23 protein-coding genes and 1 tRNA gene are annotated in these 24,485 nt (G+C 72.0%); 1 reads left to right on the top strand and 23 read right to left on the bottom strand.

All coding sequences use genetic code 11. From position 1 onward, the window contains the following. Positions 1–23 precede the first annotated feature (23 nt). From ACYU7L_RS22515 to argS, 20 genes are all read right to left on the bottom strand, one after another. Positions 24–863 (bottom strand): F0F1 ATP synthase subunit delta, encoded by an 840-nt coding sequence (locus ACYU7L_RS22515; RefSeq protein ID WP_460801298.1) that lies wholly within the window; start codon positions 861–863, stop codon positions 24–26. Further along, positions 863–1,411 (bottom strand): F0F1 ATP synthase subunit B, encoded by a 549-nt coding sequence (locus tag ACYU7L_RS22510; protein ID WP_460801296.1) that lies wholly within the window; start codon positions 1,409–1,411, stop codon positions 863–865. The genes ACYU7L_RS22515 and ACYU7L_RS22510 overlap by 1 nt, the downstream gene beginning before the upstream one ends. 34 nt (positions 1,412–1,445) lie before the next feature. Beyond that, a complete protein-coding gene (locus ACYU7L_RS22505; RefSeq protein WP_275425755.1) occupies positions 1,446–1,649 on the bottom strand; it encodes an ATP synthase F0 subunit C in 204 nt (67 codons plus the stop codon). 59 nt (positions 1,650–1,708) lie between these two features. Continuing rightward, complete coding sequence (gene atpB, locus ACYU7L_RS22500) at positions 1,709–2,533, bottom strand: F0F1 ATP synthase subunit A (RefSeq protein ID WP_460801294.1); 825 nt, start codon at positions 2,531–2,533, stop codon at positions 1,709–1,711. Between the two features lie 22 nt (positions 2,534–2,555). Further along, complete coding sequence (locus ACYU7L_RS22495; protein WP_460801292.1) at positions 2,556–2,864, bottom strand: AtpZ/AtpI family protein; 309 nt, start codon at positions 2,862–2,864, stop codon at positions 2,556–2,558. A 6-nt stretch (positions 2,865–2,870) separates the two neighbouring features. Beyond that, positions 2,871–3,377, bottom strand: coding sequence for a hypothetical protein (locus ACYU7L_RS22490; RefSeq protein ID WP_460801289.1), 507 nt, complete (start codon positions 3,375–3,377; stop codon positions 2,871–2,873). 70 nt (positions 3,378–3,447) lie between these two features. Further along, positions 3,448–4,629, bottom strand: coding sequence for a glycosyltransferase family 4 protein (locus ACYU7L_RS22485; RefSeq protein ID WP_460801285.1), 1,182 nt, complete (start codon positions 4,627–4,629; stop codon positions 3,448–3,450). Between the two features lie 3 nt (positions 4,630–4,632). Then, positions 4,633–5,292 carry an L-threonylcarbamoyladenylate synthase gene (locus tag ACYU7L_RS22480; protein WP_460801283.1) on the bottom strand — a complete coding sequence of 220 codons (660 nt, stop codon included), beginning with the start codon at positions 5,290–5,292 and terminating at the stop codon, positions 4,633–4,635. A 50-nt stretch (positions 5,293–5,342) separates the two neighbouring features. Further along, entirely contained in the window at positions 5,343–6,197 is an 855-nt protein-coding gene (gene prmC / locus ACYU7L_RS22475; protein WP_460801281.1) for a peptide chain release factor N(5)-glutamine methyltransferase, read from the bottom strand. Then, positions 6,194–7,267 carry a peptide chain release factor 1 gene (gene prfA / locus ACYU7L_RS22470; protein ID WP_460801279.1) on the bottom strand — a complete coding sequence of 358 codons (1,074 nt, stop codon included), beginning with the start codon at positions 7,265–7,267 and terminating at the stop codon, positions 6,194–6,196. Before prfA ends, prmC begins: the two co-directional genes overlap by 4 nt. 83 nt (positions 7,268–7,350) lie before the next feature. Then, positions 7,351–7,569: a 50S ribosomal protein L31 gene (rpmE, locus tag ACYU7L_RS22465; RefSeq protein WP_460801277.1), complete on the bottom strand. Its 219-nt coding sequence runs from the start codon at positions 7,567–7,569 to the stop codon at positions 7,351–7,353. 116 nt (positions 7,570–7,685) lie between these two features. After that, positions 7,686–8,897, bottom strand: coding sequence for a multidrug effflux MFS transporter (locus ACYU7L_RS22460; protein ID WP_460801275.1), 1,212 nt, complete (start codon positions 8,895–8,897; stop codon positions 7,686–7,688). Then, positions 8,894–10,450, bottom strand: a complete 1,557-nt coding sequence (locus ACYU7L_RS22455; RefSeq protein WP_460801271.1) for an ATP-binding protein — start codon at positions 10,448–10,450, stop codon at positions 8,894–8,896. The genes ACYU7L_RS22460 and ACYU7L_RS22455 overlap by 4 nt, the downstream gene beginning before the upstream one ends. Then, positions 10,450–10,818, bottom strand: coding sequence for a response regulator transcription factor (locus ACYU7L_RS22450; RefSeq protein WP_460801269.1), 369 nt, complete (start codon positions 10,816–10,818; stop codon positions 10,450–10,452). Before ACYU7L_RS22450 ends, ACYU7L_RS22455 begins: the two co-directional genes overlap by 1 nt. Positions 10,819–10,928: 110 nt before the next feature. Beyond that, positions 10,929–13,019 (bottom strand): transcription termination factor Rho, encoded by a 2,091-nt coding sequence (rho, locus tag ACYU7L_RS22445; protein WP_460801267.1) that lies wholly within the window; start codon positions 13,017–13,019, stop codon positions 10,929–10,931. 290 nt (positions 13,020–13,309) lie between these two features. Then, a complete protein-coding gene (thrB, locus tag ACYU7L_RS22440) occupies positions 13,310–14,254 on the bottom strand; it encodes a homoserine kinase (RefSeq protein ID WP_460801263.1) in 945 nt (314 codons plus the stop codon). 11 nt (positions 14,255–14,265) lie between these two features. Continuing rightward, complete coding sequence (gene thrC / locus ACYU7L_RS22435) at positions 14,266–15,384, bottom strand: threonine synthase (protein ID WP_460801261.1); 1,119 nt, start codon at positions 15,382–15,384, stop codon at positions 14,266–14,268. After that, complete coding sequence (locus ACYU7L_RS22430; RefSeq protein WP_460801259.1) at positions 15,381–16,721, bottom strand: homoserine dehydrogenase; 1,341 nt, start codon at positions 16,719–16,721, stop codon at positions 15,381–15,383. The genes thrC and ACYU7L_RS22430 overlap by 4 nt, the downstream gene beginning before the upstream one ends. Next, positions 16,718–18,121, bottom strand: a complete 1,404-nt coding sequence (gene lysA / locus ACYU7L_RS22425) for a diaminopimelate decarboxylase (RefSeq protein WP_460801257.1) — start codon at positions 18,119–18,121, stop codon at positions 16,718–16,720. The genes ACYU7L_RS22430 and lysA overlap by 4 nt, the downstream gene beginning before the upstream one ends. Before the next feature lie 10 nt (positions 18,122–18,131). Next, positions 18,132–19,796, bottom strand: a complete 1,665-nt coding sequence (gene argS, locus ACYU7L_RS22420; RefSeq protein WP_460801255.1) for an arginine--tRNA ligase — start codon at positions 19,794–19,796, stop codon at positions 18,132–18,134. Positions 19,797–19,867: 71 nt separating this feature from the next. Here argS and ACYU7L_RS22415 point away from each other — a divergent pair. Next, positions 19,868–19,939, top strand: a tRNA-Arg gene (locus ACYU7L_RS22415). 191 nt (positions 19,940–20,130) lie between these two features. Here the strand turns inward: ACYU7L_RS22415 and ACYU7L_RS22410 are convergent. The 3 genes from ACYU7L_RS22410 to ACYU7L_RS22400 are packed head-to-tail and all read right to left on the bottom strand — an operon-like array spanning position 20,131 to position 24,439. Beyond that, complete coding sequence (locus tag ACYU7L_RS22410; protein WP_460801253.1) at positions 20,131–21,861, bottom strand: ABC transporter ATP-binding protein; 1,731 nt, start codon at positions 21,859–21,861, stop codon at positions 20,131–20,133. Then, entirely contained in the window at positions 21,858–23,618 is a 1,761-nt protein-coding gene (locus ACYU7L_RS22405; RefSeq protein ID WP_460801250.1) for an ABC transporter transmembrane domain-containing protein, read from the bottom strand. Before ACYU7L_RS22405 ends, ACYU7L_RS22410 begins: the two co-directional genes overlap by 4 nt. Beyond that, positions 23,615–24,439, bottom strand: coding sequence for a siderophore-interacting protein (locus ACYU7L_RS22400; protein ID WP_460801248.1), 825 nt, complete (start codon positions 24,437–24,439; stop codon positions 23,615–23,617). The genes ACYU7L_RS22405 and ACYU7L_RS22400 overlap by 4 nt, the downstream gene beginning before the upstream one ends. Positions 24,440–24,485: the final 46 nt, after the last annotated feature.

Raw genomic sequence — 24,485 nt, 5'->3', positions numbered from 1 at the left:
CGTACGTTCTGGCGAAGGACGGCTCAGCCGGCCAGCTTGCGACGGGCGTCGTCGAGGCGGCTCACGACCGTCCCGTCGATCACGTCGTCGCGGATCTCCACACGGATGCCGCCGATCACCTGCGGGTCGACGACGACGTCCAGGTGGATGTCGCGGCCGTACTGCCGGGAGAGGGCGTCGGCCAACCGTTGCCGGTCGGCGTCGGAGAGGGGGCGCGCCACGCGGATGGTGGCCACGGTCTCCTGGTGGACCTCGGCGGCGATCTGCTGGAACTCACGCAGCGCGACGCCGATGGTGCGGTAGGTGCCGGCCAGGGCCTGCTCGACGAGCGCCACCGTTGCCGGCAGCGCCCTTCCCTCGAGGAGTCCCCGCACCAGCGACTGCTTGTCCTGCGCGGAGCGCGACGGGTCGGAGAGGGCGTCCCGGAGGTCCGGGTTGTCCTTCACGACCTGCCCGAAGGCGAACAGCTCGTCGGAGAGACGAGCCGCACCGTCGCCGCTGGTGGCCCCACCACTGGCCCCACCACTGGCGGAGCGCACGACCGCCACGACACCCAGACGCTCGAGAGCGTCGGGGAGGTCGCGCGTCGAGGTCCACCGACGGGTCACGGCGCTGGCCAGGAGCGTGAGTGCCGCCCCGTGGACCTTGCCGGCGAAGATCTGCTGGACCAGGTCGGACTTGGCACCAGGCTGGATCGACACGTCGGTCGCGACGCGGCGCAGTCCCGGCTCGCTGCGCAGCACCGCTGCGAGCGAGAACAGGTCCGTGCCGACCGCCGCTGCGTCCTGCTCGAGGGAGAGCGTGCTGCTCAGCTCCTCGGACAGGGTCGCGACGGCGCCCTTCGATGCTCCGCGGAAGGTCATCAGTTGACCCCGCTCTGCGGCCGCTCGGTCTCGAGCTCGGCGAGGAACCGCTCGACCACGCGGCTCTGGCGAGCCTCGTCGTCGAGGCTCTCGCCCACGATGCGACCGGCCAGGCTGGTGGCCAGGGTGCCGACCTCGGCCCGGAGGGAGGCGACCGCCTGCTGGCGCTCCGCCTCGATCTGGGTCTTGCCGTGCTCGACGATGCGGGAGGACTCGGCCTGAGCCTGGTCCCGCATCTCGGCCACGATGGCTGCTCCCTGCTCGCGCGCCTCCTCACGGATGCGCGCCGCTTCGTGGCGTGCCTCCGCGAGCTGCGACTCGAGCTCAGCCAGCTTGGCGTCTGCCTCGGCCTGCTTGCTCTCGGCTGCCTGGAGGCCGCCCTCGATCGCGGACGTGCGCTCGGCGAACGTCTTCTCGAAGTTGGGGACGACCCACTTCTTGACTGCGAAAACGAGGATGCCGAAGACAACCAGCGACAGGACGATCTCCACCGGGTGCGGGATGAGGGGATTGAGCTCCCCCCCAGCCGCGAGGGTGATCGAGTTCATGGGCGTGGTCCTTCGTCAGTGCTTGTCAGGAGGGTCAGAGCACGAACGCGAGGGCGATGCCGATGATGGCGAGCGCCTCGGCAAGGGCGAAGCCCAGAATCGCGATCGGCTGCAGGCGACCCTGTGCCTCGGGCTGGCGAGCGACACCGTTGATGTAGGCGGCGAAGATCAGGCCGACGGCGAGACCGGGGCCCACGGTGGCGAGACCGTAGCCGAGCATGTTCAGAGAGCCTTCCACGGCTTCTTCCTTTCGTTGTTCCTACTGAGAGGTCGTGCGGTCGTGCGGTCTAGCGGATCTCAGTGCTCGTCTGCGAGAGCACCTGAGATGTACATGGAGGTCAGGAGCACGAAGACGTACGCCTGGAGGACCTGGACCAGCAGCTCGAGGAAGCTGATCAGGACGAACATGAGGAACGCGACGGGGCCGGCCAGCTTGACCAGGCCCTCACCGTGCAGGAGGAGGTACTCGCCGCCCAGGGCGAAGAGGATCAGCAGCAGGTGGCCCGCGAACATGTTCGCGAACAGACGCAGGGCCAGCGTGACCGGGCGGACCAGGATGTTGGAGAAGAACTCCAGCGGCACCAGCAGCAGGAGCACCGGGCCCTTGATGCCGCCGGGGACGGTCTGCAGCTTGAAGTAGCCGGCGAAGCCGTGCTTCTTGATCCCGACGCCGTTGTAGACCAGCCAGCTGACCAGGGCGAGCGCGTAGGCGGTTCCTGCCCGGGAGAACGTCGGGAACTGCAGGCCGGGGACGGCAGCCATCAGGTTGTTGATGAGGATGAAGAAGAACAGTGCGACCAGGTAGGGCACGAACCGCATGAAGTCGCGGCTGCCGATGATGTCGCGGCCCAGCGAGTTGCGCACGAAGCCGTAGCCGGCCTCACCGACGTACTGGAACTTGCCCGGCACCATCGCGCGCTTGCGGCCCGCGGCGTAGAGGAACCAGAAGACGAGGCCGGCGGCCAGCACCATCTGCAGCATCGGCTTGGTGACGCCGAGGTACATGGTCTCGCCCAGGAACTCGAACGTCTTGTCCGGACCGATCGGGGGGAGGTTGAAGTCTCCCGGCCCGGGGGGCGTGAACCCCTCGGCCCGGACCGCGGTCATCGCGATCGCACTCACGCTGTCTCCTGTGTCTGCCGCACTACGGATGCCTGTTCTGCTGCGTCTTGCCCGGTGGTTCCCCGGAGGGATCCGACGGAGGCTGTTTGAAGATCTTGAAAGTCAGGTACAACCCCAGGACCGCGCCGAAGACGATCCCGATCCCGACCAGGAAGGTGGTCCCCAGCCAGCGGTCGAGCACCCAGCCGATGAGTCCATACATCAGCACGCCGGTCACCAGGTAGCTGAATGCCCGCCAGGGATCTGGTCCAGGCATCCCGGCCGTGGTGTCGTCGGCGTGGCCAGTAGGAGGTTTCTGCTGAGCCATCGCGCCCCGGACAATAGCAGCCATGGGAGGTCATCGTTCACCTGGCCGGGTGGGCGTGGACAGCGACGCGGAGGCGACAGCCACCGGCCGGGGAGAGCGGGCCGCCAGCGACAGGTCGTAGGCGGGGATCCGCAGTCGCGAGGACAGCACGACCTGGGCGGTGGTCCACACACCCACTGCAGCCACCACTCCCCCGACCGTCCACGACGCATCGAGGTCGGTGCCGAGCGCGCCGCTCGCCGAGAGCCGGGCGAAGACGGCGGTAACCATCGCGACCTGCAGCCCGTAGGTCATCATCGCGACGACCAGCGAGAGCTCGGGCTGGAGCCGGGAGACGACGTGGATGACCTGGAGCCCGAAGGCGAACACCGCGGTGACCAGCAGCGCGCCGACCAGCGCGCCGTACGCCGCGGGGCGGCCGTCGAGCACGGCACCCAGGGCGGCGATCAGGAGCGTGGCGATCAGGGAGGCCACACCGGCTCCGAGGAGGACGAGAGCACCGCTGGCGCGGGGGTCTGTCTTCGACTCGGTCGTCATGCTCGGCGGCCGTCCTCTGAGGGAGAAAGATGGTCGTGCCAGGCGGACCCGGCGACGCTCGTGAAAGTTATCACAAGGTCCCGGGAGGCTCGAAACCCGACGAATCGTCGCCGCGGGTGAGCTCCTCCATCAGCTCGTCGACGACGGGGATGTGCGGCTTCTTCAGGATCGGGAGCACGAACGTCGCCCCGATCGTGAACACCACCATGACCGACAGCGAGAGCCACATCAAGCGTCCGGTGAACAGACTCGCGGTGACGGTGCCGAAGCCGACCAGTCCCGCCCACAGCCACATGATCAGCACCGCGCGGGTGTGCGAGTGCCCGATCTCGAGCAGCCGGTGGTGCAGGTGCTGCTTGTCCGGAGCGAACGGCGAGCGCCCCGCCCGCGTGCGGCGTACGACGGCGAGCACGAGGTCGGCCAGCGGGACGATCATGATCGACACCGGCAGCAGGACCGGGAGCAGCGTGGGCAGCAGGCTGTTGCCCTGGCTCAGCTCGGTGCCGGAGAACTGTCCGGTGAGCGTCAGGGCGCTGGCCGAGAGCACCAGCCCGATCAGCATCGAGCCGCTGTCGCCCATGAAGAGTCGGGCCGGGTGGAAGTTGTGGGCCAGGAAGCCCACGCACGCCCCCGCCAGCGAGGCGCTCAGCAGGGCTCCGGTGGTGGCCAGGGCGAGGCCGTTGAGGTCGGTGATCTTGTAGCAGAACACGAAGAAGGACATCGCGCCGATGCCGACGACGCCGGCCGCGAGACCGTCGAGACCGTCCACGAAGTTCACGGCGTTGACGGTCGAGACCACGACCAGCACCGTGAGCAGCGCCCCCTGCACCGGGTCGACGGCGAACTGGCTGTCACCGGGCTGGGGGAAGAAGAAGTACTGCACGCCGAAGGCGATCAGGAAGCCGGAGGCCAGCACCTGCCCCCCGAGCTTGGTGAGCGCGTCGAGCTCGAAGATGTCGTCGAGCACGCCGACGGCACAGATCAGCGCACCGGCCGCCAGGACCACGGCGGCGTCGCGGAAGACGAAGTCGTCGCTGCGGGAGAGGAAGGGCAGCTCGCGCGCCACGACGTACGCCGCGACCAGGCCCCCCAGCATCGCCAGGCCCCCGAGGTAGGGGATCGGCTCGGCGTGCACGTCCCGGTCGCGCACGGCGGCGACCGCGCCGGTGCGCAGCGCGATCTCGCGGGCGATCACCGTCAGCAGGTAGGTGACCGCCGCCGCCACGAGGAAGACCAGGACGTACTCGCGCACCGCTCAGCCCTCGTCCGTCACGGTGGCTCCGAGGGGCTCGAGGACCTCGTTGAGCTGCTCGAGGCTCAGCGCGCCACGGCGCAGCACGCGCGCGTGCGGCCCGGTCACGTCCACGATCGTGCTGGCCTGCTTGCCCAGGGCCGGGCCGGCGTCGACGATCGCGGTCACGTCCGCGCCGAGCATCTCCTCGGCCTCGTCGGCGTTCACGGCGGCCGGGGCCCCGGTCTTGTTGGCCGAGCTGACCGCCAGCGGCCCGGTGCGCTCGAGGATCGCCAGGGCCACCTCGTGGTCGGGCATCCGCACCGCCACCGTCCCCCGGGTGTCGCCGAGGTCCCACTGCAGCGAGCTCTGCTGGCGGCACACCAGCGTGAGCGGCCCCGGCCAGAACGCCTCGATGAGGGCGCGGGCATAGCCGGGCAGTCCGACGGCGAGCGCGTCGACGGTGGTGGCCGAGCTGATCAGCACTGGCGGCGGCATCTCCCGACCGCGGCCCTTCGCGGCCAGCAGCGCCCGGACTGCGGCCGGGTCGAACGCGTCGGCGCCGATGCCGTAGACCGTGTCGGTCGGCAGCACGACGAGCTGCCCGCGACGTACGGCCAGGCTCGCGGCCGAGATCGCCGCCTCGCGCAGCTCGTCGGTGTCGGTGGGGTATCGCGTGCTCAAGGGCCGCCCTTCCACAGGTTCGTTCGCCGGGCCTCTGTCGGGCCGGTCCTTCATCGTGCCAGTCGCGCCGTCAGGTAGCGCGGACGCCCCGCCAGGTCTCGGTGGTCGCGCACCTCACTCCACCTGCCGACAGAGCTGAACACGGCGGGCGCAGCCACGCCCTGCAGGTCGGCGTGCTCGGCGCCCACCACTCCCCCGGGTCTCAGCAGGAGCGCGGCTCGCTGCTCGAGCACGCGCATCGCGTCGAGGCCGTCGTCGCCGGAGAACAGCGCCAGGTGGGGGTCGTGGTCGCGTGCCTCGACGGCGACGCCCTCCCACTCGGTGAGCGGGATGTAGGGCGGGTTGCACACGACGACGTCCACGCTGCCGGCCAGCTCGTCGAAGGCCGTCCCCATGTCGCCGTGGCGCAGGTCCACCCCCGTCCCGGACAGGTTGCGCTGGGCCCAGGAGTGGGCGGCCTCGTCGAGCTCGACGGCATGGATCCGCGCGCCGGGCACCTCGTCGGCCAATGCCCGGGCGATCGCGCCGGAGCCGGTGCACAGGTCGACCACCACGGGCTCGCGCCCCTCCCGCTCGACGGCGTGGGCCCGCTCGATCGCCCAGCCGGCCAGCAGCTCGGTCTCGGGCCGGGGCACGAAGACCCCCGGGCCCACCTCGAGCTCCACGTGGCGGAAGGCCGCCGACCCGGTGAGGTGCTGCAGCGGCTCCCGGGTGGTCCGGCGCGCGACCAGGGCGTCGAAGGCCGCCTCCTGCTCGGTCGAGACGGCGTCGACCAGCGGCAGCCGGCCGAGACCGACGCCGAGCACGTGCGCCAGCAGCAGCTCGGCGTCGCGCCGCGGCGAGGCCACACCCGCCTCCTCCAGGAGCCGGGTGGCCTGCACCAGCACCTGGCGCGGCGTGCTCACGACTCCAGCGCCTCCATCCGCGCCTCCACGTCCGAGCGCACGCAGGAGGCGATGACCGGCTCCAGGTCGCCGTCGAGCACCTGGTCGAGGTTGTGCGACTTGTAGCCGGTGCGGTGGTCGGAGATGCGGTTCTCCGGGAAGTTGTAGGTGCGGATCCGCTCGGAGCGGTCGACGGTGCGGATCTGGCTGCGCCGCGCCTCGCTGTCCTCCGCGTCACGAGCGTCCTGGGCGGCGGTGAGGAGACGGGCACGCAGGATCCGCATCGCCGACTCCTTGTTCTGCAGCTGGCTCTTCTCGTTCTGGCAGCTGGCGACGATGCCGGTCGGCACGTGGGTGATCCGCACGGCGGAGTCGGTGGTGTTGACGCTCTGCCCACCCGGCCCCGAGGAGCGGTAGACGTCGATGCGCAGGTCGTTGTCGTCGATGTGGACGTCGACCTGCTCGGCCTCGGGCATCACCAGCACACCGGCGGCGGAGGTGTGCACGCGCCCCTGAGACTCGGTGACGGGCACCCGCTGGACGCGGTGCACGCCGCCCTCGAACTTCAGCAGCGCGTAGGGCGCCTCCCCCGGCTCGGGCGTCCCCTTGGCCTTCACCGCCATCGTCACGCTCTTGTAGCCACCGAGGTCGGAGGGCGTCGAGTCGAGCACCTCGGTGCGCCAGCCGCGGGTCTCGGCATAGCGGGTGTACATCCGCAGCAGGTCGCCGGCGAAGAGCGCCGACTCCTCGCCACCCTCGCCGGACTTGACCTCGAGGATCGCGTCCTTGGCGTCCGCAGGGTCGCGCGGCACCAGGAGCAGCCGGAGCCGCTCGGCGGCCGCGTCGCGTCGTACGGCGAGCTCGTCGGCCTCCTGCGCGAAGGCCGGGTCCTCCCCCGCCAGCTCCAGGGCCGCCTCCACGTCGTCGCTCAGCTCGCGCCACTCGTGCCAGGTGCGCACGACGGCGGTCAGCTCGGCATAGCGCTGGTTGAGCCGCTTGGCCAGCGCCTGGTCGGCGTGGGTCTCGGGCTCGGACAGGCGCGTCTCGAGCTCGGCGTGCTCGGAGACGAGTCCGGTGACGGCCTCGAACATGGGGGCTCCTCAGGGTGGTCGGGGGCGGAAACCACGAGCGCCGGCCCCCGCCAACAGGGCAGGGACCGGCGCAGTGAGGAGGACTACTTCTTCTGACCAGCCTTGGCGTAGCGCGCCTCGAAGCGGGCCACGCGGCCGCCGGTGTCGAGGATCTTCTGCTTGCCGGTGTAGAACGGGTGGCACTGCGAGCAGACGTCGGCCTTCAAGATGCCGGAGGTCGCGGTGCTCTTCGTCGTGAACGTCGCGCCGCAGGTGCAGGTCACCTGGGTGTCGACGTAAGCGGGGTGGATGTCCTTCTGCATGGGGTGTCCTCTCAGTCGCCGGGTCGTCTCCTCCCAGCGAGGAAGACGTGAACCGGAACCAGCGCACAAGTGTGCCACCTGCCTCAACGTGCGCGCCAATCAGGGCATTCCCGCACTCAGCCGCGGCGTACGACGGTGGTGACCAGCAGCAGGGCGAGCCCGCTGACCCCGGCCATCACCGCCGCCATCGGCACCGCGCTGACCGTGTCGAAGGCGCCGACGAGCGGTGCCACCGCCGCCCCCACGGCGAACTGCAGGCAGCCGAGCACGGCCGCCGCGGTCCCGGCCGCCGCGCCCTGCCGGTCGAGCGCGAGAGCCGGCGTGTTGGCCATGGACACGCCCGCGGTCGAGAGCACCACGAACAGCGGCGCGAGCACCCCCACCAGCCCGCCGACGTCGAGGGCCGCCAGGACGACCAGGGTGAGTGCCGCGCAGAAGGTCATCGCCACTCCGCCGGTCAGCACCTGCACCAGCGAGAAGCGGCGCAGCAGCAGCGGGTTGGCCTGGGACCCCAGCACCAGCCCCAGGGCGTTGATCCCGAACACGATCGCGAACGTCCGCTCGGACAGGCCGAAGCCCTCCTGCAGCACGAACGAGCCCCCGGAGACATAGGCGAAGATCGTCGCCATCATCGAGCCGCCGGTGACGGCCAGGGCCATGAAGTAGGGGTCGCGCACCAACCGCCCGTACGCCGTGAGCACGGCGCCCAGGCGAGCCGGACGTCGGCGCGGCGGAGGCAGCGTCTCGCGCAGCCCCACCCCCGCGAGTCCGGCGAGGACCAGCGCTGCGACGGCGAGCACCAGGAAGATCGTGCGCCATCCCGACCACTCCAGGACCAGGCCACCGAGGCTGGGGGCGAGCATGGGGGCCAACCCCATGACCAGCATCAGCCGCGCCATCAGGCTCGCCATCGCCTTGCCGGAGAGCTGGTCGCGCACCATGGCCATCACCGTGACCGAGACCGCGGCGCCGGCCAGCCCCTGCAGCACGCGCACTCCGGCCAGCGTCTCCACCGTGGGCGCCAGCAGGCAGCCGATCGAGGCGACGGCGTGCACGCAGAGACCCACCAGCAGCGGGCGACGGCGTCCGAGGGCGTCGGAGAGGGGGCCGACGAGCAGCTGTCCCAGGCCCAGCCCGATGAGGATGCCGGTGACCGTGAGCTGGACCTGCGACTGCGAGGCGTCGAGGTCGCGGGCGATCTGGGGGAACGCCGGCAGGTACATGTCGATCGTCAGCGGGCCCAGGGCGATCAGGCAGCCAAGGCTGAGCACGAGCCGCACGTAGTGCCGACCGGTCAGGTCCGGACGGGCCGCTGTCGTCGCGCTCATGACTGTGCCCCCATGCCTTGGGCCTGGCCGGGCAGCCGCACGGAGACCGTGGTGCCCTCGCCCTCGACCGACTCGAGGTGCAGGACTCCGGCGTGGTTGTCGACGATGGTCTGCACGATGCGCAGACCGAGGCCCGTCCCGGGCACCTGGCTCGACACGGCGTTCGACGCGCGGTAGAAGCGGGTGCCGAGCTGGTCGATGTCGCCGGAGGGGATCCCGATCCCCTCGTCCGCCACCACCACGACCACGTCGTCGCCCGCTCGGTCGAGGGAGACCGTGACGTGTCCCCCGTCGTGGCTGAACTTCACGGCGTTGGAGATCAGGTTGACGAAGACGCGTGAGAGCTGGCCGCGGTCGGCCAGGACCCACGCTGCGTCGTCGGCGCCCGTCAGGTCGACGTGGACGTCGCGGCGGGCGGCGGTCATCCGCAGGTCGCCGACCACGTCGTGGAGGAGCTCCACCAGGTCGACCTGCTGGAGGTCCGTCCCGTGGCTCTCAGCCTTGGACAGCGCCAGCAGGTCGTCGATCAGCATCTGCAGCCGCTTCACGTTGCGCTGGACCGCGTGCAGCATCTTGAGGTGGCGCGGTGCCAGCCGCTCCTCGAACTCCTCGGCCGCGAGGTCGACGTAGCCGGAGATCGTGAACAGCGGGGTGCGCAGCTCGTGGGACACGTTGGAGACGAAGTCGCCCTTGGCGCTGTCCAGCCGACGCAGCTCGTCGAGGACCTGCTTCTCGATGGCCCGGGAGTGCTGCTGGGCCGCGGCCATGTCGTTGATGGCCTGGGCCACCGACCGGACCTCACGGGGTCCCGTCACCTGCGCCCGGGCGGTCTCCTCGCCGGCACGGAGCCGCTCGACGACCGAGTGCAGCTCCACGAGCGGGTCCGAGACCCGTGCCGTCGTCCGGCGCCCCCAGCGCCACGCGAGCGCGCCGCTCAGGAACCCGACCAGCACGAGCACTCCGCCGACCGTGCGTCTGCGGTCCGTCGTCCGCTGCCGCGCGTCCTCCACCCGGCCCTCCAGGCCACGGGTCAGGCCGTCGTGTGCCTCCCTGACCTCGTCGAAGCGGGACTTGCCCACGGCGAAGAGTTCGGCGTCGTACGACGCGGTCCCCCCGGGTCGCGAGAGGCGCACCTCGGCGTAGTCCCGGAGCCAGGCGTCCCCTGCCTCCTCCTGGGCACGCACCAGCTCGGTCATCGCGGCGTCGCCCTCGGCGAAGTCGCGCAGGTCGGCCTGGAGGTCCGGGAGTCGCTCGCGCGCGTTGAGATAGGGCTCGACAGCGGCCTGCTGACCACTCAGCGACCAGGCACGCACCCCTGTCTCCGCGTCGGTCAGCGCCTGCAGGACCCGCACGTTGGCGAGGGTGGCCGGCTGTAGCTCGTCGGTCAGCTCGCGCACCGTGCGCTCCTGGAGCACGAGACCGGCGACACCGATGAGCGAGAGCAGGAAGACCAGCACCGCGAGCGTCGCGACCATCGGCGCGACCGTGCGCGCCACGGTGCGCGAGTCCCGCGAGATCGATCTTCCCGGCGCCTCGTCGAGGCGTGGGGCCATCAGCTGCCGGCCACCAGGGCGTCGACCCGGGCAGCCAGCTCCCGCGGGCTGAACGGCTTGGTGATGTAGTCGTCCGCGCCGCTGCCGAGGCCGTTCTCGACGTCCGACTCCTGGGCGCGCGCGGTGAGCAGGATGACCGGGAGCCCGGCGAGGTCGGGGTCCTCCCGGATCGCCTTCATCGCGTCGAGGCCGGACATGCCCGGCATCATCACGTCCAGGATCGCCAGGTCGGGGCGCTCGTTGCGGCAGGCCTCGAGGGCGGCAGCACCGTCCCCCACGGCGACGATGTCGTGCCCCATCGTCGACAGCTTGAACTCCACGAGCTCACGAATGTCGACGTCGTCGTCCGCGACCACGATGCGCGCCACGCTTCACCTCTTACTTCCTTGTCCCGTCCGGCCCCGAGCCTAGCGGTAAAGGCGACCCTCCGCGGCACACGGGACCCGGCACCCGTGCCCGTCACGGGTGCCCACCACCGTCACTCGTCCTTGGTGCCCATGTGGGTGGTCTTCTGGACCTCGAGCAGGAACTCGATGTTGGTGCGCGACTTGCGCAGCTTGCCGAGCAGCAGCTCGAGCGCCTGCTGGTGGTCGAGACCGGAGAGGACGCGCCGTAGCTTCCAGACGATCGCGGTCTCCTCCTGGCTCATCAGGAGCTCCTCGCGGCGGGTGCCGGACTGCACCGCGTCGATGGCCGGGAAGATCCGCTTGTCCGCGAACTCGCGGCGCAGCCGGATCTCCATGTTGCCGGTGCCCTTGAACTCCTCGAAGATCACCTCGTCCATCTTCGAGCCGCTCTCGATGAGCGCGGTCGCCAGGATGGTCAGCGAGCCGCCGTTCTCGATGTTGCGCGCGGCACCGAAGAAGCGCTTCGGCGGGTAGAGCGCCGCCGAGTCGACGCCGCCCGACAGGATGCGACCGCTCGGCGGTGCGGCCAGGTTGTAGGCACGCCCCAGACGGGTGATGCCATCGAGCAGCACCACGACGTCGTGGCCGAGCTCGACCAGCCGCTTGGCCCGCTCGATGGCGAGCTCCGCCACCATCGTGTGGTCGCCGGCCGGACGGTCGAAGGTCGAGGAGATGACCTCGCCCTTCACCGAGCGCTCGAAGTCGGTGACCTCCTCGGGACGCTCGTCGACCAGCACGACCATCAGGTGGCACTCGGGGTTGTTGGTGGTGATCGAGTTGGCGATCGACTGCATCACCATCGTCTTGCCCGCCTTGGCCGGAGAGACGATCAGTCCCCGCTGTCCCTTGCCGATCGGGGCGGCGATGTCGATGACGCGCCCGATCAGGTTCTCCGGCGTCGTCTCCAGCCGCAGCCTCTCCGAGGGGTAGAGCGGGGTCAGCTTCGCGAACTCGACGCGCGAGCGGGAGGTCTCGGGGTCGGCCCCGTTGACGCTCTCGATGCGCACCATCGGGTTGAACTTCTCCTTGCGCTCGCCCTCGCGGGGCTGGCGCACCTGGCCGACGATCGCGTCGCCGCGGCGCAGGCCGTACTTGCGGACCATCGACAGCGAGACGTAGACGTCGTCGACACCCGGCAGGTAGCCGCTGGTGCGGACGAACGCGTAGTTGTCGAGCACGTCGAGGATGCCCGCCGCCGGGACCAGGACGTCGTCCTCGAGGACCGTGGTGTCGGGCTCGTTGCGACCCCCGCGGCTGCGCTCGCCACGCGGCTCGCGCGGCTCACGGGTGTCGCGGACCTCCCTGGTGTCGCGGCCGTCGCGCGTGTCACGGCCGTCGCGCGTGTCACGGCCGTCGCGGTCGCGACCACGACGGCGGCGGTTGCGGCGGTTGCCGCCCTCCTCGTCGGTGCGCGCCTCGCCCCGGTTGTCCCGAGCCTGGTTGTCCCGAGCCTGGTTGTCGCGAGCCTGGTGGTCGCGAGCCTGGTTGTCGCGAGCCTGGTGGTCGCGGCCCTGGCTGTCGCGGCCCTGGTGGTCCTGGCTCTCGGAGCGCTCACGGTTGCGGCCGGACTGCTCGGGTCGGGACTGCTCGACCTCGGCGCTCTCGGGCTTGTTCGTCTCCGGCGCCGCCGATCCCTCCTCGGACTCGACGACCTTGTCCCGCGGCGCGCGCTGGCGGCTGCGCTGCTTGCGCGGCGCCTCCTGCGCGCCTGTGTCGCCGCCCGACGAGGTGCCGGCGGACGAGGTGTCGGCGGACGAGGTTTCGGCGGACGAGGTGTCGGCGGACGAGCTGTCGGCCGACGGGGTGCCGGACGGAGCCTCGGAGCCGGCGTCCGACGCGTTCGGGGTCTCCGTCACGGGGGCCTTCGCTCTCCGGGACCTCGCCGCGCGAGCGGGAGCCGCCGGGGCCTGCGCGCCCGCGTCGTCAGCGGGAGCCTCGGCCTTGCGCGCCGAGGTCCGGGACGCGGCGCGCGGGGCGGGGCTCCCGGACTGCTGGGTGCGGATCGCCTCGATGAGCTGGGCCTTCTTCATGGCGCCCGCTCCGGCGATCCCCATGCCACCTGCCATCGCCTTCAGGTCGGCGAGCAGCATGGTGCTGAGTCCACCGCGCTTCTTCGGCTGCGATGCCTCGGGAGCGTTGGTGGATTCGGTCGTTTCCGTCACGTGAGGTCCTTCCCACGTATCAGTGCCGATCCGGCACAGATGCCGTCGGCCTCCTGGTCGAGGTCTCCTCGCCGCCACAGGGACCCGGCAGGGTTGCCGACGGGTTCGCGCAGAGGAATCCGCGGAGTGAATCCGCGGAGGGATCGAGGAGGTTCGCACTGGGCACGACACACGTCGCCCGAGTGCACGCGTCGAGAATGCGACGCGTCGCTCACGCTATCACCAGCCATCGTGAATGTGGCATCGGGCACGTCCGACGCGCCGCAACCCGATGTGCTCCCTGCGAGCACTCAGGAGAGCAGTGCTCCGGAGCGGTCGATCTCGAGATGGTGCGCGACCCATCCCGCGGGACAGCGGGCCAGCAGCCCCTCGACCGACGCGTACGTCGCGTCCCCGGGGCCGGGCCCGTCGGTGAAGGCCAGCACGGTCGGTCCCGCGCCCGACACGATCGCGGGCACTCCGTCCTCGCGCAGCGAGCGGACGAGCTCCAGCGTCCGGGGCATGGCCGACTCCCGGTAGTCCTGGTGCAGGTAGTCGCGAGTCGCCGCCAGCAGCTGCTCGGGCTGCCCGGCGAGCGCCGCGACGAGGAGGGCCGCGCGGCCGGAGTTGGCCGCCGCGTCACAGTGCGGGACCGTCGCGGGCAGGAGTCCGCGCGCCACCTTGGTCTCGACCGGCTCGGTCGGGATGAAGACGACCACGGAGACCCGGGGGTCGACGCAGGCGCGCACGGCGTACCACTCGTCCTGCTCGCGCCCGGAGATCACGAAGCCGCCGAAGAACGCCGGCGCCACGTTGTCGGGATGCCCCTCCAGATCGGCGGCGAGCGAGAAGAGCGCCTGGTCGTCCAGGAGCAGCGAGCCTCCCGCCACGAGGCCACGCGCGAGGCAGACCCCCGCGACGATCGCCGATGAGGACGACCCGAGCCCACGCCCGTGGGGCACGACGTTGTGGCAGTGCACGCTCAGCGTGTCGGGGCGCGCGCCCATCGCGTCGAAGGCGGCGTACATCGAGCGCACCACCAGGTGGGAGTCGTCGAGCGGGACGACGCCGGCCCCCTCCCCCTCGACCGCGACCCGGACCTGTCCCGCGGCGCCGGGCTCCATCCCGGGGCCGCTGACCTGGGCCTGAACCCGGTCCCGCAACCCGAGGGCGAGCCCGAGCGAGTCGAAGCCGGGCCCGAGGTTGGCGGAGGTGGCGGGCACGCTGACGCGCACCGGTCCCTCGACGAAGCTCACGAGCGGCGGTCTCAGCCGAGACCGGCAGCGTGGGCGGCCTGGTCGACGTCGGCGTCGACGACGGTGTCGACCATGGGCCCGACGCCCTCGAGGGCCGTGGCGGTGTCCTTGAGCCCGTGACCGGTGACCGTGATGACCACGGTCTTGCCGGCGTAGGACTCACCCTGCTCCAGTTCCTGCAGCAGCCCCGCGATGCCGACGGCGGAGGCCGGCTCCACGAACACGCCGTCGCGGCGCGCGAGGTCGTGCTGGGCCGAGAGGATCTGCTCGTCGCTCAGGGAGGCGAAGCGGCCACCGGACTCCTCGGCCGCCGCGACCGCGAGCTTCCACGACGCGGGGTTGCCGATCCGGATCGCGGTGGCCTTGGTCTCGGGGTTCGGGAACGGCTCACCCGTGACCAGCGGAGCGGCGCCCTCGGCCTGGAAGGCACGCATCACCGGCTTGCGCGTGGAGCGCCCGAGCGCGGCGTACTGCTGGTAGCCCAGCCAGTAGGCCGAGATGTTGCCGGCGTTGCCCACCGGCAGCAGGTGGTAGTCGGGCGCGTCGCCGAGCCGGTCGACGACCTCGAACGCGGCGGTCTTCTGCCCCTCGAGACGCACCGGGTTGACCGAGTTGACCAGCGCGACCGGGTAGTTGTCCGCCAGCCCGCGCGAGAGGCGCAGGCAGTCGTCGAAGTTGCCGCGCACCATGATCACCTGGCCGCCGTGCATGATCGCCTGGGCCATCTTGCCCGCGGAGATCTTGCCCTCCGGCACGAGCACGAGCGGCTTGAGCCGGGCCTTCGCGGCGTAGGCCGCCATCGACGCCGAGGTGTTGCCCGTGGAGGCACAGACCACGGCCTGCGCGCCCTCGTGCTTGGCGACCGAGATCGCCGCGGTCATCCCGCGGTCCTTGAAGGAGCCGGTCGGGTTGTCGCCCTCGACCTTGAGCCACACCTGGGCGCCGGTGAGCTCGGAGAGCCAGTCGGAGGCGACCAGCGGCGTGCCGCCCTCTCCCAGGGTCACCGCGACGGTGTCCGCTGGGATCTCCATCAGGTGGCGGTACTCCTCGATCACGCCCCGCCACTGGTGGGGGCCCCGCTCGTGAGTCTGCTGACGACCGGGCTGTCCGGGCTGCGCCTCGGCGTTCATTCGCTCTCTCCTTCGACGCGCATCACCGAGGTGACCTCGCGCACGATGTCCATGTCACGCAGGGTGTCGACGGTCGCCGACAGCTGGGCGTCGGTGGCGCGGTGCGAGACCACGACCAGCTGGGCGTCGGCACCTCGTCCCTCCTGGCGCACGGTCTGGATCGACACGCCGTGCTCGGCGAACGCCGTGGCGACGCTGGCCAGCACACCGGCGCGGTCCTCGACGTCGATCGCGACGTGGTAGCGCGTCAGGGTCTCCCCCATCGGCAGCACCGCACGGGCGGCGTACGCCGACTCGCCGGGGCCGCAGGTGCCCGCGAGCCGGTTGCGCGCCACCGTGACCAGGTCGCCCAGCACCGCGGACGCCGTGGGGGCACCGCCGGCGCCGGGGCCGTAGAACATCAGCTGGCCCGCGGCCTCGGACTCGACGAAGACGGCGTTGTAGGCCTCGCGCACCGACGCCAGGGGGTGCGAGCGCGGGATCATCGCGGGGTGCACCCGCACGGCGACCGCGTCCTCGCCGGCCGGGTCGCGGCGCAGCTCGCAGATGGCGAGCAGCTTGACGACCGCGCCCATCTCGCGCGCCGAGGCGATGTCACCGGCGGTGACCTCGGAGATGCCCTCACGGTGCACGTCGGCGGCCGTGACCCGGCTGTGGAACGCCAGCGAGGCCAGGATCGCGGCCTTGGCGGCGGCGTCGAAGCCCTCGACGTCGGCGGTCGGGTCGGCCTCGGCATAGCCGAGGTCCTGGGCCTCCTGCAGCGCCTCGGCGAACCCGGCCCCCGAGGTGTCCATCTTGTCGAGGATGAAGTTGGTGGTGCCGTTGACGATGCCCAGCACCCGGGTCACCCGGTCACCGGCCAGCGACTCGCGCAGCGGGCGCAGGATCGGGATCGCTCCCGCGACGGCGGCCTCGTAGTAGAGGTCGCGCTGCGCCTTGGCCGCGGCCTCGAACAGCGTGGAGCCGTCCTCGGCCAGCAGCGCCTTGTTGGCCGTCACGACCGATGCACCGCTCTCGAGCGCCGCCAGGATCAGCGAGCGCGCCGGCTCGATGCCGCCGATCACCTCGACGACCAGGTCGACGTCGTCGCGACTGACCAGCGCGTGCGCGTCGGTGGTCAGCAGCTCGGCCGGCACCTCCACCTCGCGCTCGGCCTCGAGGCGGCGCACGGCGACCCCGGCGAGCTCGACGGGCGCCCCGATCCGCGCCGCGAGGTCGTCGGCCTGCTCGGTCAGCAGCCGGACCACCTGCGATCCCACGGACCCACAGCCCAGCACGGCCACCCGCAGGGGGCGCTGGACGCCGCTCCTGCGGTCTGTCTCGAGACCCTCACTCACGCGTCTGCTCCCACATCGGTTGCCAACAGGTCGTCCTCAGTCTCTCGTCGTACGACGACGCGCGCGACGCCGTCCCGCACCGCGACCACCGGGGGCCGCAGGACGTGGTTGTAGTTGGAGGCCATCGAGCGGCAGTAGGCGCCGGTGCCCGGGACCGCGAGCAGGTCGCCGGGGGCCAGGTCGGCGGGCAGGAACTCGTCCTTGACGACGATGTCGCCCGCCTCGCAGTGCTTGCCGACGACGCGGGCCAGGGTCGGGGTCGCCTCCGAGCGGCGCGAGACCAGCGTGCACGAGTAGTCGGCGTCGTAGAGCGCGGTGCGGATGTTGTCGCTCATCCCGCCGTCGACCGACACGTAGGTGCGTCGCGCTCCACCGTCGAGGGCGACCTCCTTGACCGTGCCGACCTCGTAGACCGTGCACATCGCGGGGCCGACGATGGCCCGGCCGGGCTCGATCGACAGCCGCGGCTCGGCGATCCCGAGGCCGCGGCACTCGTGCTCGACGATCTTCGTCATCTCCGTGGCGAGCTGGGCGGGGTCCGACGGGTCGTCCTGGGTCGTGTAGGCGATGCCGAAGCCGCCGCCGAGGTCCATCTCGGGCATCGTCACGCCAAGCTCCTCGCTGACCCGGGCGTGCAGCGCGAGCACCCGGCGAGCGGCCACCTCGAACCCCGAGGAGTCGAAGATCTGCGAGCCGATGTGGCTGTGCAGGCCGAGCAGCTCCAGGCCCGCCGCCTGCTCCACGCGGCGTACCGCCTCGAGGGCGTCGCCGGAGGTGATCGAGAAGCCGAACTTCTGGTCCTCGTGGGCGGTGGCAATGTATTCGTGGGTGTGCGCCTCGACGCCGGCGGTCACCCGGACCATCACCTTGGTCCGCGAGCCGGTCTCGGCGGTGATCTGGTCGAGCCGCGCGATCTCGTGGAAGGAGTCGACGATGATCCGCCCGACCCCGACCTCGACCGCGCGCCGCAGCTCGGCGACGCTCTTGTTGTTGCCGTGGTAGCCGATCCGCGCGGGGTCCATGCCACCGCGCAGCGCGACCGTCAGCTCGCCGCCGGAGCAGACGTCGAGGTGCAGGCCCTCCTCGGCGATCCAGCGGGCCACGGTCGTGCAGAGGAACGCCTTGCCGGCGTAGTAGACGTCGTAGTCCGAGAAGGCGTCACGGAAGGCGCGCGCCCGGGCGCGGAAGTCGTCCTCGTCGAGGACGTAGGCCGCGGAGCCGTGCTGGGCCACCAGCTCGGGCAGCGGGACGCCGCCGACCTCCAGGACACCGTCGACCTTGCGGGCGGTCGTCGACCACAGGTGCGCGACGAGCTCGTTGGGGTCGCTGGGCGGGCTCAGCCAGGACGGGCCGCGCAGGGCTCCTTCGGCATGGGCCCAGCCTGCTTCGTGTGCGTGCATGCTCTCCCTCTCACATCCGCTCGGGGGCGGAGACCCCGAGCAGCGCCAGGCCGTTGGCGAGGACGGTGCGGGTGGCCGCGACCAGCAGCAGCCGGGCGCGGTGCAGGTCGCCGGCCTCCTCGTCGCCCATCGGCAGGACCCGGCAGCTGTCGTAGAAGCGGTGGTAGGACGCGGCCGTCTCCTCCAGGTAGCGCGCCACCCGGTGCGGCTCGCGCAGCTGGGCGGCGGCGGCCACGACGCGGGGGAACTCCGCGAGACCGCGCAGCAGCTCGCCCTCCTTCTCGTGGGAGAGCAGCGTGGGGTCGAAGTCCTCGCCCGCCGGGGCCAGCCCCAGGTCGGCGGCGTTGCGCAGGATCGAGGCGACCCGGGCGTGGGCGTACTGCACGTAGAAGACGGGGTTGTCGCTGGTCGCCTTGGCCCACAGGTCCAGGTCGAGGTCGATGTTGGAGTCCGAGCTGTAGCGCGCCAGGGCGTAGCGCGAGGCGTCCACGCCGATCGCGCCGACCAGGTCGTCGACCCGGACGACGGTGCCGGCCCGCTTGGACATCCGCAGCGGCTGGCCGTCGCGCAGCAGGTTGACCATCTGCCCGATCAGGATCTCGAGGTTCGTGCCCGGCTCGTCACCGAAGGCCGCGCACATGGCGTTCATCCGGCCGACGTAGCCGTGGTGGTCGGCGCCGAGCATGATCAGGCAGCGGTCGAAGCCGCGCTCGCGCTTGTCGAGGTAGTAGGCGAGGTCCCCGGACAGGTAGGCGCCCTGACCGTCGGACTTGATGATCACCCGGTCCTTGTCGTCGCCGTACTTCTCGGTGGACAGCCACAGCGCGCCGTCCTTCTCGTAGACGTTGCCGAGCTCGCGCAGCCGGGCCACGGCGCGGTCGACGGCTCCGCTGCGGTGCAGGTCGTCCTCGTGGAAGAAGACGTCGAAGTCGACGCCGAAGTCGTGCAGGCTCTGCTTGATCTCGCTGAACATCATGTCGACGCCGATGGAGCGGAAGACCTCGCGAGCATCGTCCTCGGGCAGCTCCAGCGCGTCCGGGCGCTGGGCGAGCACGGCCTGGGCGATCTCGTGGATGTAGTCGCCCCCGTAGCCGTCCTCGGGGGTCGGCTGCCCCTGCGCGGCGGCGAGCAGCGAGTTGCTGAACCGGTCGATCTGGGCGCCGTGGTCGTTGAAGTAGTACTCCCGGGTGACCTCGGCCCCGGTCATCGTGAAGATCCGGCCCAGCGCGTCGCCCACGGCCGCCCAGCGGACGCCGCCGATGTGGATCGGGCCGGTCGGGTTGGCCGAGACGAACTCGAGGTTGATCTTCTCCCCCGCGAACTCGTCGGAGGCGCCGTACGACGCGCCCGCGGCGACGATCTGCGCGGCGAGGGCGCCCTGGGCGCCCGCCTCGACGGTGATGTTGAGGAAGCCGGGGCCGGCGATCTCGACCGCGCCGATGCCCTCGGCGGCACTCAGCCGGGCGCTGACCAGCTCGGCGAGGGCGCGCGGGTTGGTGCCGGCCTTCTTGGCCAGCTGCAGCGCGACGTTGGTGGCGTAGTCGCCGTGGCCCTTCTGGCGGGGGCGCTCGACCGTGACCGTCTCGGGCAGGCCGTCCGGGAGCGCGAGGGCGCCCTCCTCGACCAGATGGGTGAGGACGTCGACGATGGTGGTGGAGAGCTGCTCGGGGGTCACCGGGCAAGCCTATCGGCGATCCGGTTTCCCCTCGGCCACCGCCCGCCTGTATGGTCATGCCCGCACCTTGAGCCCCCGTAGCTCAGGGGATAGAGCACCGCCCTCCGGAGGCGGGAGCGAAGGTTCGAATCCTTCCGGGGGCACACATCACTCGCGCGGCTTGAGTTAGCGCTGTCGGTTTCCCCGGTCGACCGGGGATCGCTGAACTTGTCAGGCGAAACTTCGCCCGACAACGTCTGGTTTCCCCGGCCGACCGGGGATCGCTGCGGTCGTCAGCCGCAGGCACTCCGGTTTCCGGACTGCCGGGTTCGGGTCGGCCGGGCCTCTGGGTCGACTAGTCGTGAGACCAGGCGGCCCAGAGCCGGGCGTAGCGCCCGCCGGCCGCCAGCAGCTCCTGGTGCGTCCCGAGCTCGACGGCGAGGCCGTCCTCCAGCACCAGCACCCGGTCGGCCGTGCTCGCCTGCACCAGGCGGTGGGCGATGGTGAGCGTCGTGCGGCCGCGGGTGACCGCGAGCGCGGCGGCCTCGAGCTCGCGAGCACCGGCCGAGCCCGCCTCGGCGGTGGCCTCGTCGAGCACCACGACCCAGGGGTCCACCAGCGCCACCCGGGCCAGCGCGAGCTGCTGGGCCTGTGCGGGGGTGAGCGGATGCGCTCCCTCCCCCACGACGGTGTCCAGTCCGTCCGGGAGCCCTGTCGCCCACCCCGCTCCCACGGTGCGCAGGGCGTCCTCCGTCTGCTCCTCGGTGGCGCCGGGACACGCCAGCAGCAGGTTGTCGCGCACGCTGCCGGCGAAGACGTGGACCTCCTGGCTGACGGTGACCACGACCCGGCGCCCGTCCAGCTCCGCGGCCCGGACCGGAACGCCGCCGATGCCGACCGCGCCGGCGGTCGGGACCAGCCGCCCCGCCACGGCCAGCCCCAGGGTGCTCTTGCCGGCGCCGCTGGCCCCGACCACCGCGACGCGCTCGCCGGGCGCGATCTCGAGACTCACGCCGCGCAGCGCGTGCTGCCCGGACCCGTAGTCGTGCGCGACCTCGACGACCCGGACCCCCTTGTCGCGCGGCGCCCGGCCGTGCGCGGATTCGGGAGGAGGGAGCAGGGCGATGCCGGCCAGCCGGGTGAGCGAGGCCCCTGCGGACTGCACCTCGTCGAAGAGGAACAGCACCGCGCCGACCGGGTTGAACAGTCGGTGGAAGTAGAGCGCGGCCGCGGTGACCGCCCCGACGGTGACGAGGTCCTGGCGCACCAGCGCGAAGCCGGCGCCGAGCACCAGCAGCAGACCGATGGCCTCGGCTCGGTTGGTCCGGCCACCGAAGCGCATCAGGAGGTCGAACACATCGATGGACAGCCGCGCGGAGCGCCACGAGGTCCGGTCGACCTCCGCCTGTTGGGTGTGGGAGAGACCGAGGCTGCGCAGGGTGCGGCTGGCGTGGACTCCCGTGAGCAGCGCCTCGGCGCGCTCCCCGTTGGCCTCGCGCTCACGGCGATAGACCGGGCCCGAGCGGGGCAGGTACCACCGCAGCGCCACCACGTAGAAGGGAGCGGCCAGCAGTCCGGCCAGCCCCAGGCGCCAGTCCAGCGCGAGCAGGCCGACGATAGTGAAGGCGATGGTCACCACGGAGTTGACCAGCAGAGGCACCGCGTCGGTGAGCGATCCCGCCACCACGCGCACGTCGTCGCTCACCCGCGACATCAGGTCGCCGCTGCCGGAGCGCTCCAGGTCCTCGGTCTCCAGGTGCAGCGCGCGCTCGAGCGTCTGCTCGCGCAGCTCGGCGAGCGCCGGCTCCGCGGCCTGCGCCAGGGCGCCCACCGAGACGCTCGTCGCGACCGCCGTGACCAGGGCCGCCGCACCGATCCACAGCGCCGCGACGACGACGTCGTGTCGCGTGCCCCCGCTGCTGACCAGGTCGGCGATCCGCCCCAGCTGCCAGGGCGCGACCAGGCCCGCCGCGCCGGAGACGGCGAACATCGTGGCGCTGAGGGCGAACGCCGGGCGCCGGGCCCGCAGCAGGGTCCGGGCGAGGCCGAACGCCTCCGCCGCGCTCGAGACGGGGAGCCGGCTCATCGCAGCACCAGCCGTCGGTAGTCGTCGTCGCCCAGCAGGGCCGCGTGGGTGCCCTGGGCCACCACCCGGCCTCCCTGGACGCGGAGCACGACGTCGGCGCGGGCGAGCAGGGCCGGACTGCTGGTCAGTGTCAGCGTGGTGCGGGGATCACCGGAGCCTGTGCAGGCGGGAGTGCCGTGGCGCAGCTGCCGCAGGCCGTCGGCGATACGGGCCTCGGTGACCGCATCCACGGCGGTGGTGGGATCGTGCAGCACCAGCACGGGCGGATCGGCGGCGAGCGCCCGGGCGAGCCCCACGCGCTGGCGCTGCCCGCCCGAGAGCGGCAGCGCCCCGATGCGCGGGTCCTCGCCGTCGGCGTCCGGGTCGGTGACGGGGACCTGCGCGACCACCTCGTCGGCGGCCGACGCGACCAGCACCCGCGCCAGTGCTGCGTCGTCGAGGGCGGCGGCGGGGTCGACGTTGTCGAGGACGCCGCCGGAGAAGAGGTCGACGTGGTGGTCGCTGACGAGCAGCGCGGCACGGTGCCGGTCGGGACCGAGCCGGCCCAGCGGCGTACCGCCGACGAGCACCTCGCCCGCCACCGGGCGCGCCTCCCCGCGCAGCAGCGCGAGCAGGGCGGCGGCCTCGGCAGGGTCCTCCACGACGAGGGCCACCCAGCACCCCGGTTCGACCCGCAGGCGGAGGTCGACGAGGGGTCCGTGGCGAACACCGCGCAGCTCCAGGGCCGGGACACCGCCCCCGGCCGAGGCTTCGCCGCCCTTCCCCTCCTCGGCGAGCGCCACGACCAGTGGGCCGCTCGCCAGCAGCGACACCACCCGGGCGGCCGAGGCCCGCGACTGGGCCAGCTGGGCCACGAGATAGGTCAGGGTCCGCATCGGCTCCGCGAGGAACTGGCTGATGCCGACCACGGCGACGAACTCGCCGACCCCGATGTCGCCCTCGACGGCACGGACTCCGGCGACGACGGCCACCACCGCGAGGAAGACGCCGCTGAGCCCGGCGGTCATCGCGTGCATCAGCCCCTCCCACCAGGCCGCCCCGACGCTGGCCCGCGCGGCCTGCCGGCTCTCCACGCGGTAGCGGGTCATCGCGGCGTCCTCCGCTCCGATGCCCTTCAGCGGGCGCAGCCCCTGCACGAAGTCGCCGGCGATGCCCGCTGCCGTGCCGAGCGCCTCCTGGCGCACCTCGCTGCGGCGACTGAGCCGGGGCGACAGCGCCTGGGTCACGCCGAGCACCACGGGCACACCGACCAGCACCAGTCCCGCGAGGACCAGGTCGATCGCGGCGAGCACCACGGCGCTCACGATTAGCCCGACCCCGCCCGCAACGGTGAAGGTGAGCTGCCGGATCACCGTCGCCACCATCTCGGCGTCGGTGGTCGCGATCGTCAGGACGTCACCCGAGAGGCGGTCGGTGCGCAGGCCACGCGGGGAGAGCACGCGCGCCGAGATCTCGCAGCGCAGCGCGTGGGCCTGGGCCTGCAGCGCGCGCAGACCGGCTCGTGCCCCGAAGCGGTAGGAGAGGCTGAGCACCACGAAGTGCACGGCGAGCACGGCCGACCACCACGCCAGCTCGCGGGCGTCGCCGGTGACCACGGCGCGTTCGATGAACACGGCGATGAGCCCCGGGACCATCAGCTCGGCGACCTGCCACACCGTGACCAGGACGACCGAGACCGTGACCGCGCGCCACTCCCGCCGCAGCAGGCGGCGGATCAGCGCTCCGGGGGTGCGAGGAAGCTGCTCGTGCGCACTCAAGCGACGTCGGACTCCATGGCAGCGACGAAGTCGGCCTTGACCCGGCGCCAGTCCTCGTCGCTCATCGTGCGACGCCAGTACGGCGAGCACGACATCGCGGCGCGCTCCAGACCTCGCTCGGCGAGCAGGTGCCGGCGGATCCCGCGGATCTCGTCGGCCTCACCGTGGATGAACGCGTCCACCCGACCGGCGGGGAAGTCGAGGTCCTCGAGGGCGGCCAGCAGCAGCCCCGCGGGATCCGCGGAGCCCCGGCGGTGCAGCCAGCGCAGCTCGAGCCTTCCGGGCGTCGTCAGGGGGATTTCATGGTCCGGCCCGTCGCAGACCAGCAGCGCCACCACCCGCCGGCCCGGCGCCACCGCCTCCAGACAGGCGGCGATGGCGGGGAGCGCCGACTCGTCCCCGACCATCAGGTGCCAGTCGGCCTCCTCGTCGGGGTGGTAGCCGCCGGACGGCCCGTCCAGCACCAGCACGTCGCCGGCCTGGGCGCGAGCGGCCCACGGCCCCGCCACCCCGGCGTCGCCGTGCACGACGAAGTCGATGGTCAGCAGCCGTCGCTCGGGGTCCCACGAGCGCACGGTGTAGCGACGTCGCGCCGGCCACCAGGCCTTGTCGTGCTCCTCGCGCACCGCGGTGACGTCGAAGACCGGGCCGTACGGCGCCCCCGGTGGCGGCACCGCGAGGTTCACGTAGGCGTCCGCCCCGGCGGGCGTCTCGAAGCCGGCGAGTCCGTCCCCGCCCAGCACCACGCGGATCAGCGCCGGCGTCAGCCGCTCCACCGACTCGACCCGACCGTATTGGGGACTACTAGCTCGCTGCGACATGTTCTTAGGTTAGCCTTACCTCGTTCGGGTTCTGAACGGGGTCCCC

Source organism: Nocardioides pacificus (assembly GCF_054775955.1).
The sequence above is the reverse complement of the archived record's forward strand: the minus strand, read 5'-3'. Positions and strand labels throughout refer to the sequence as shown.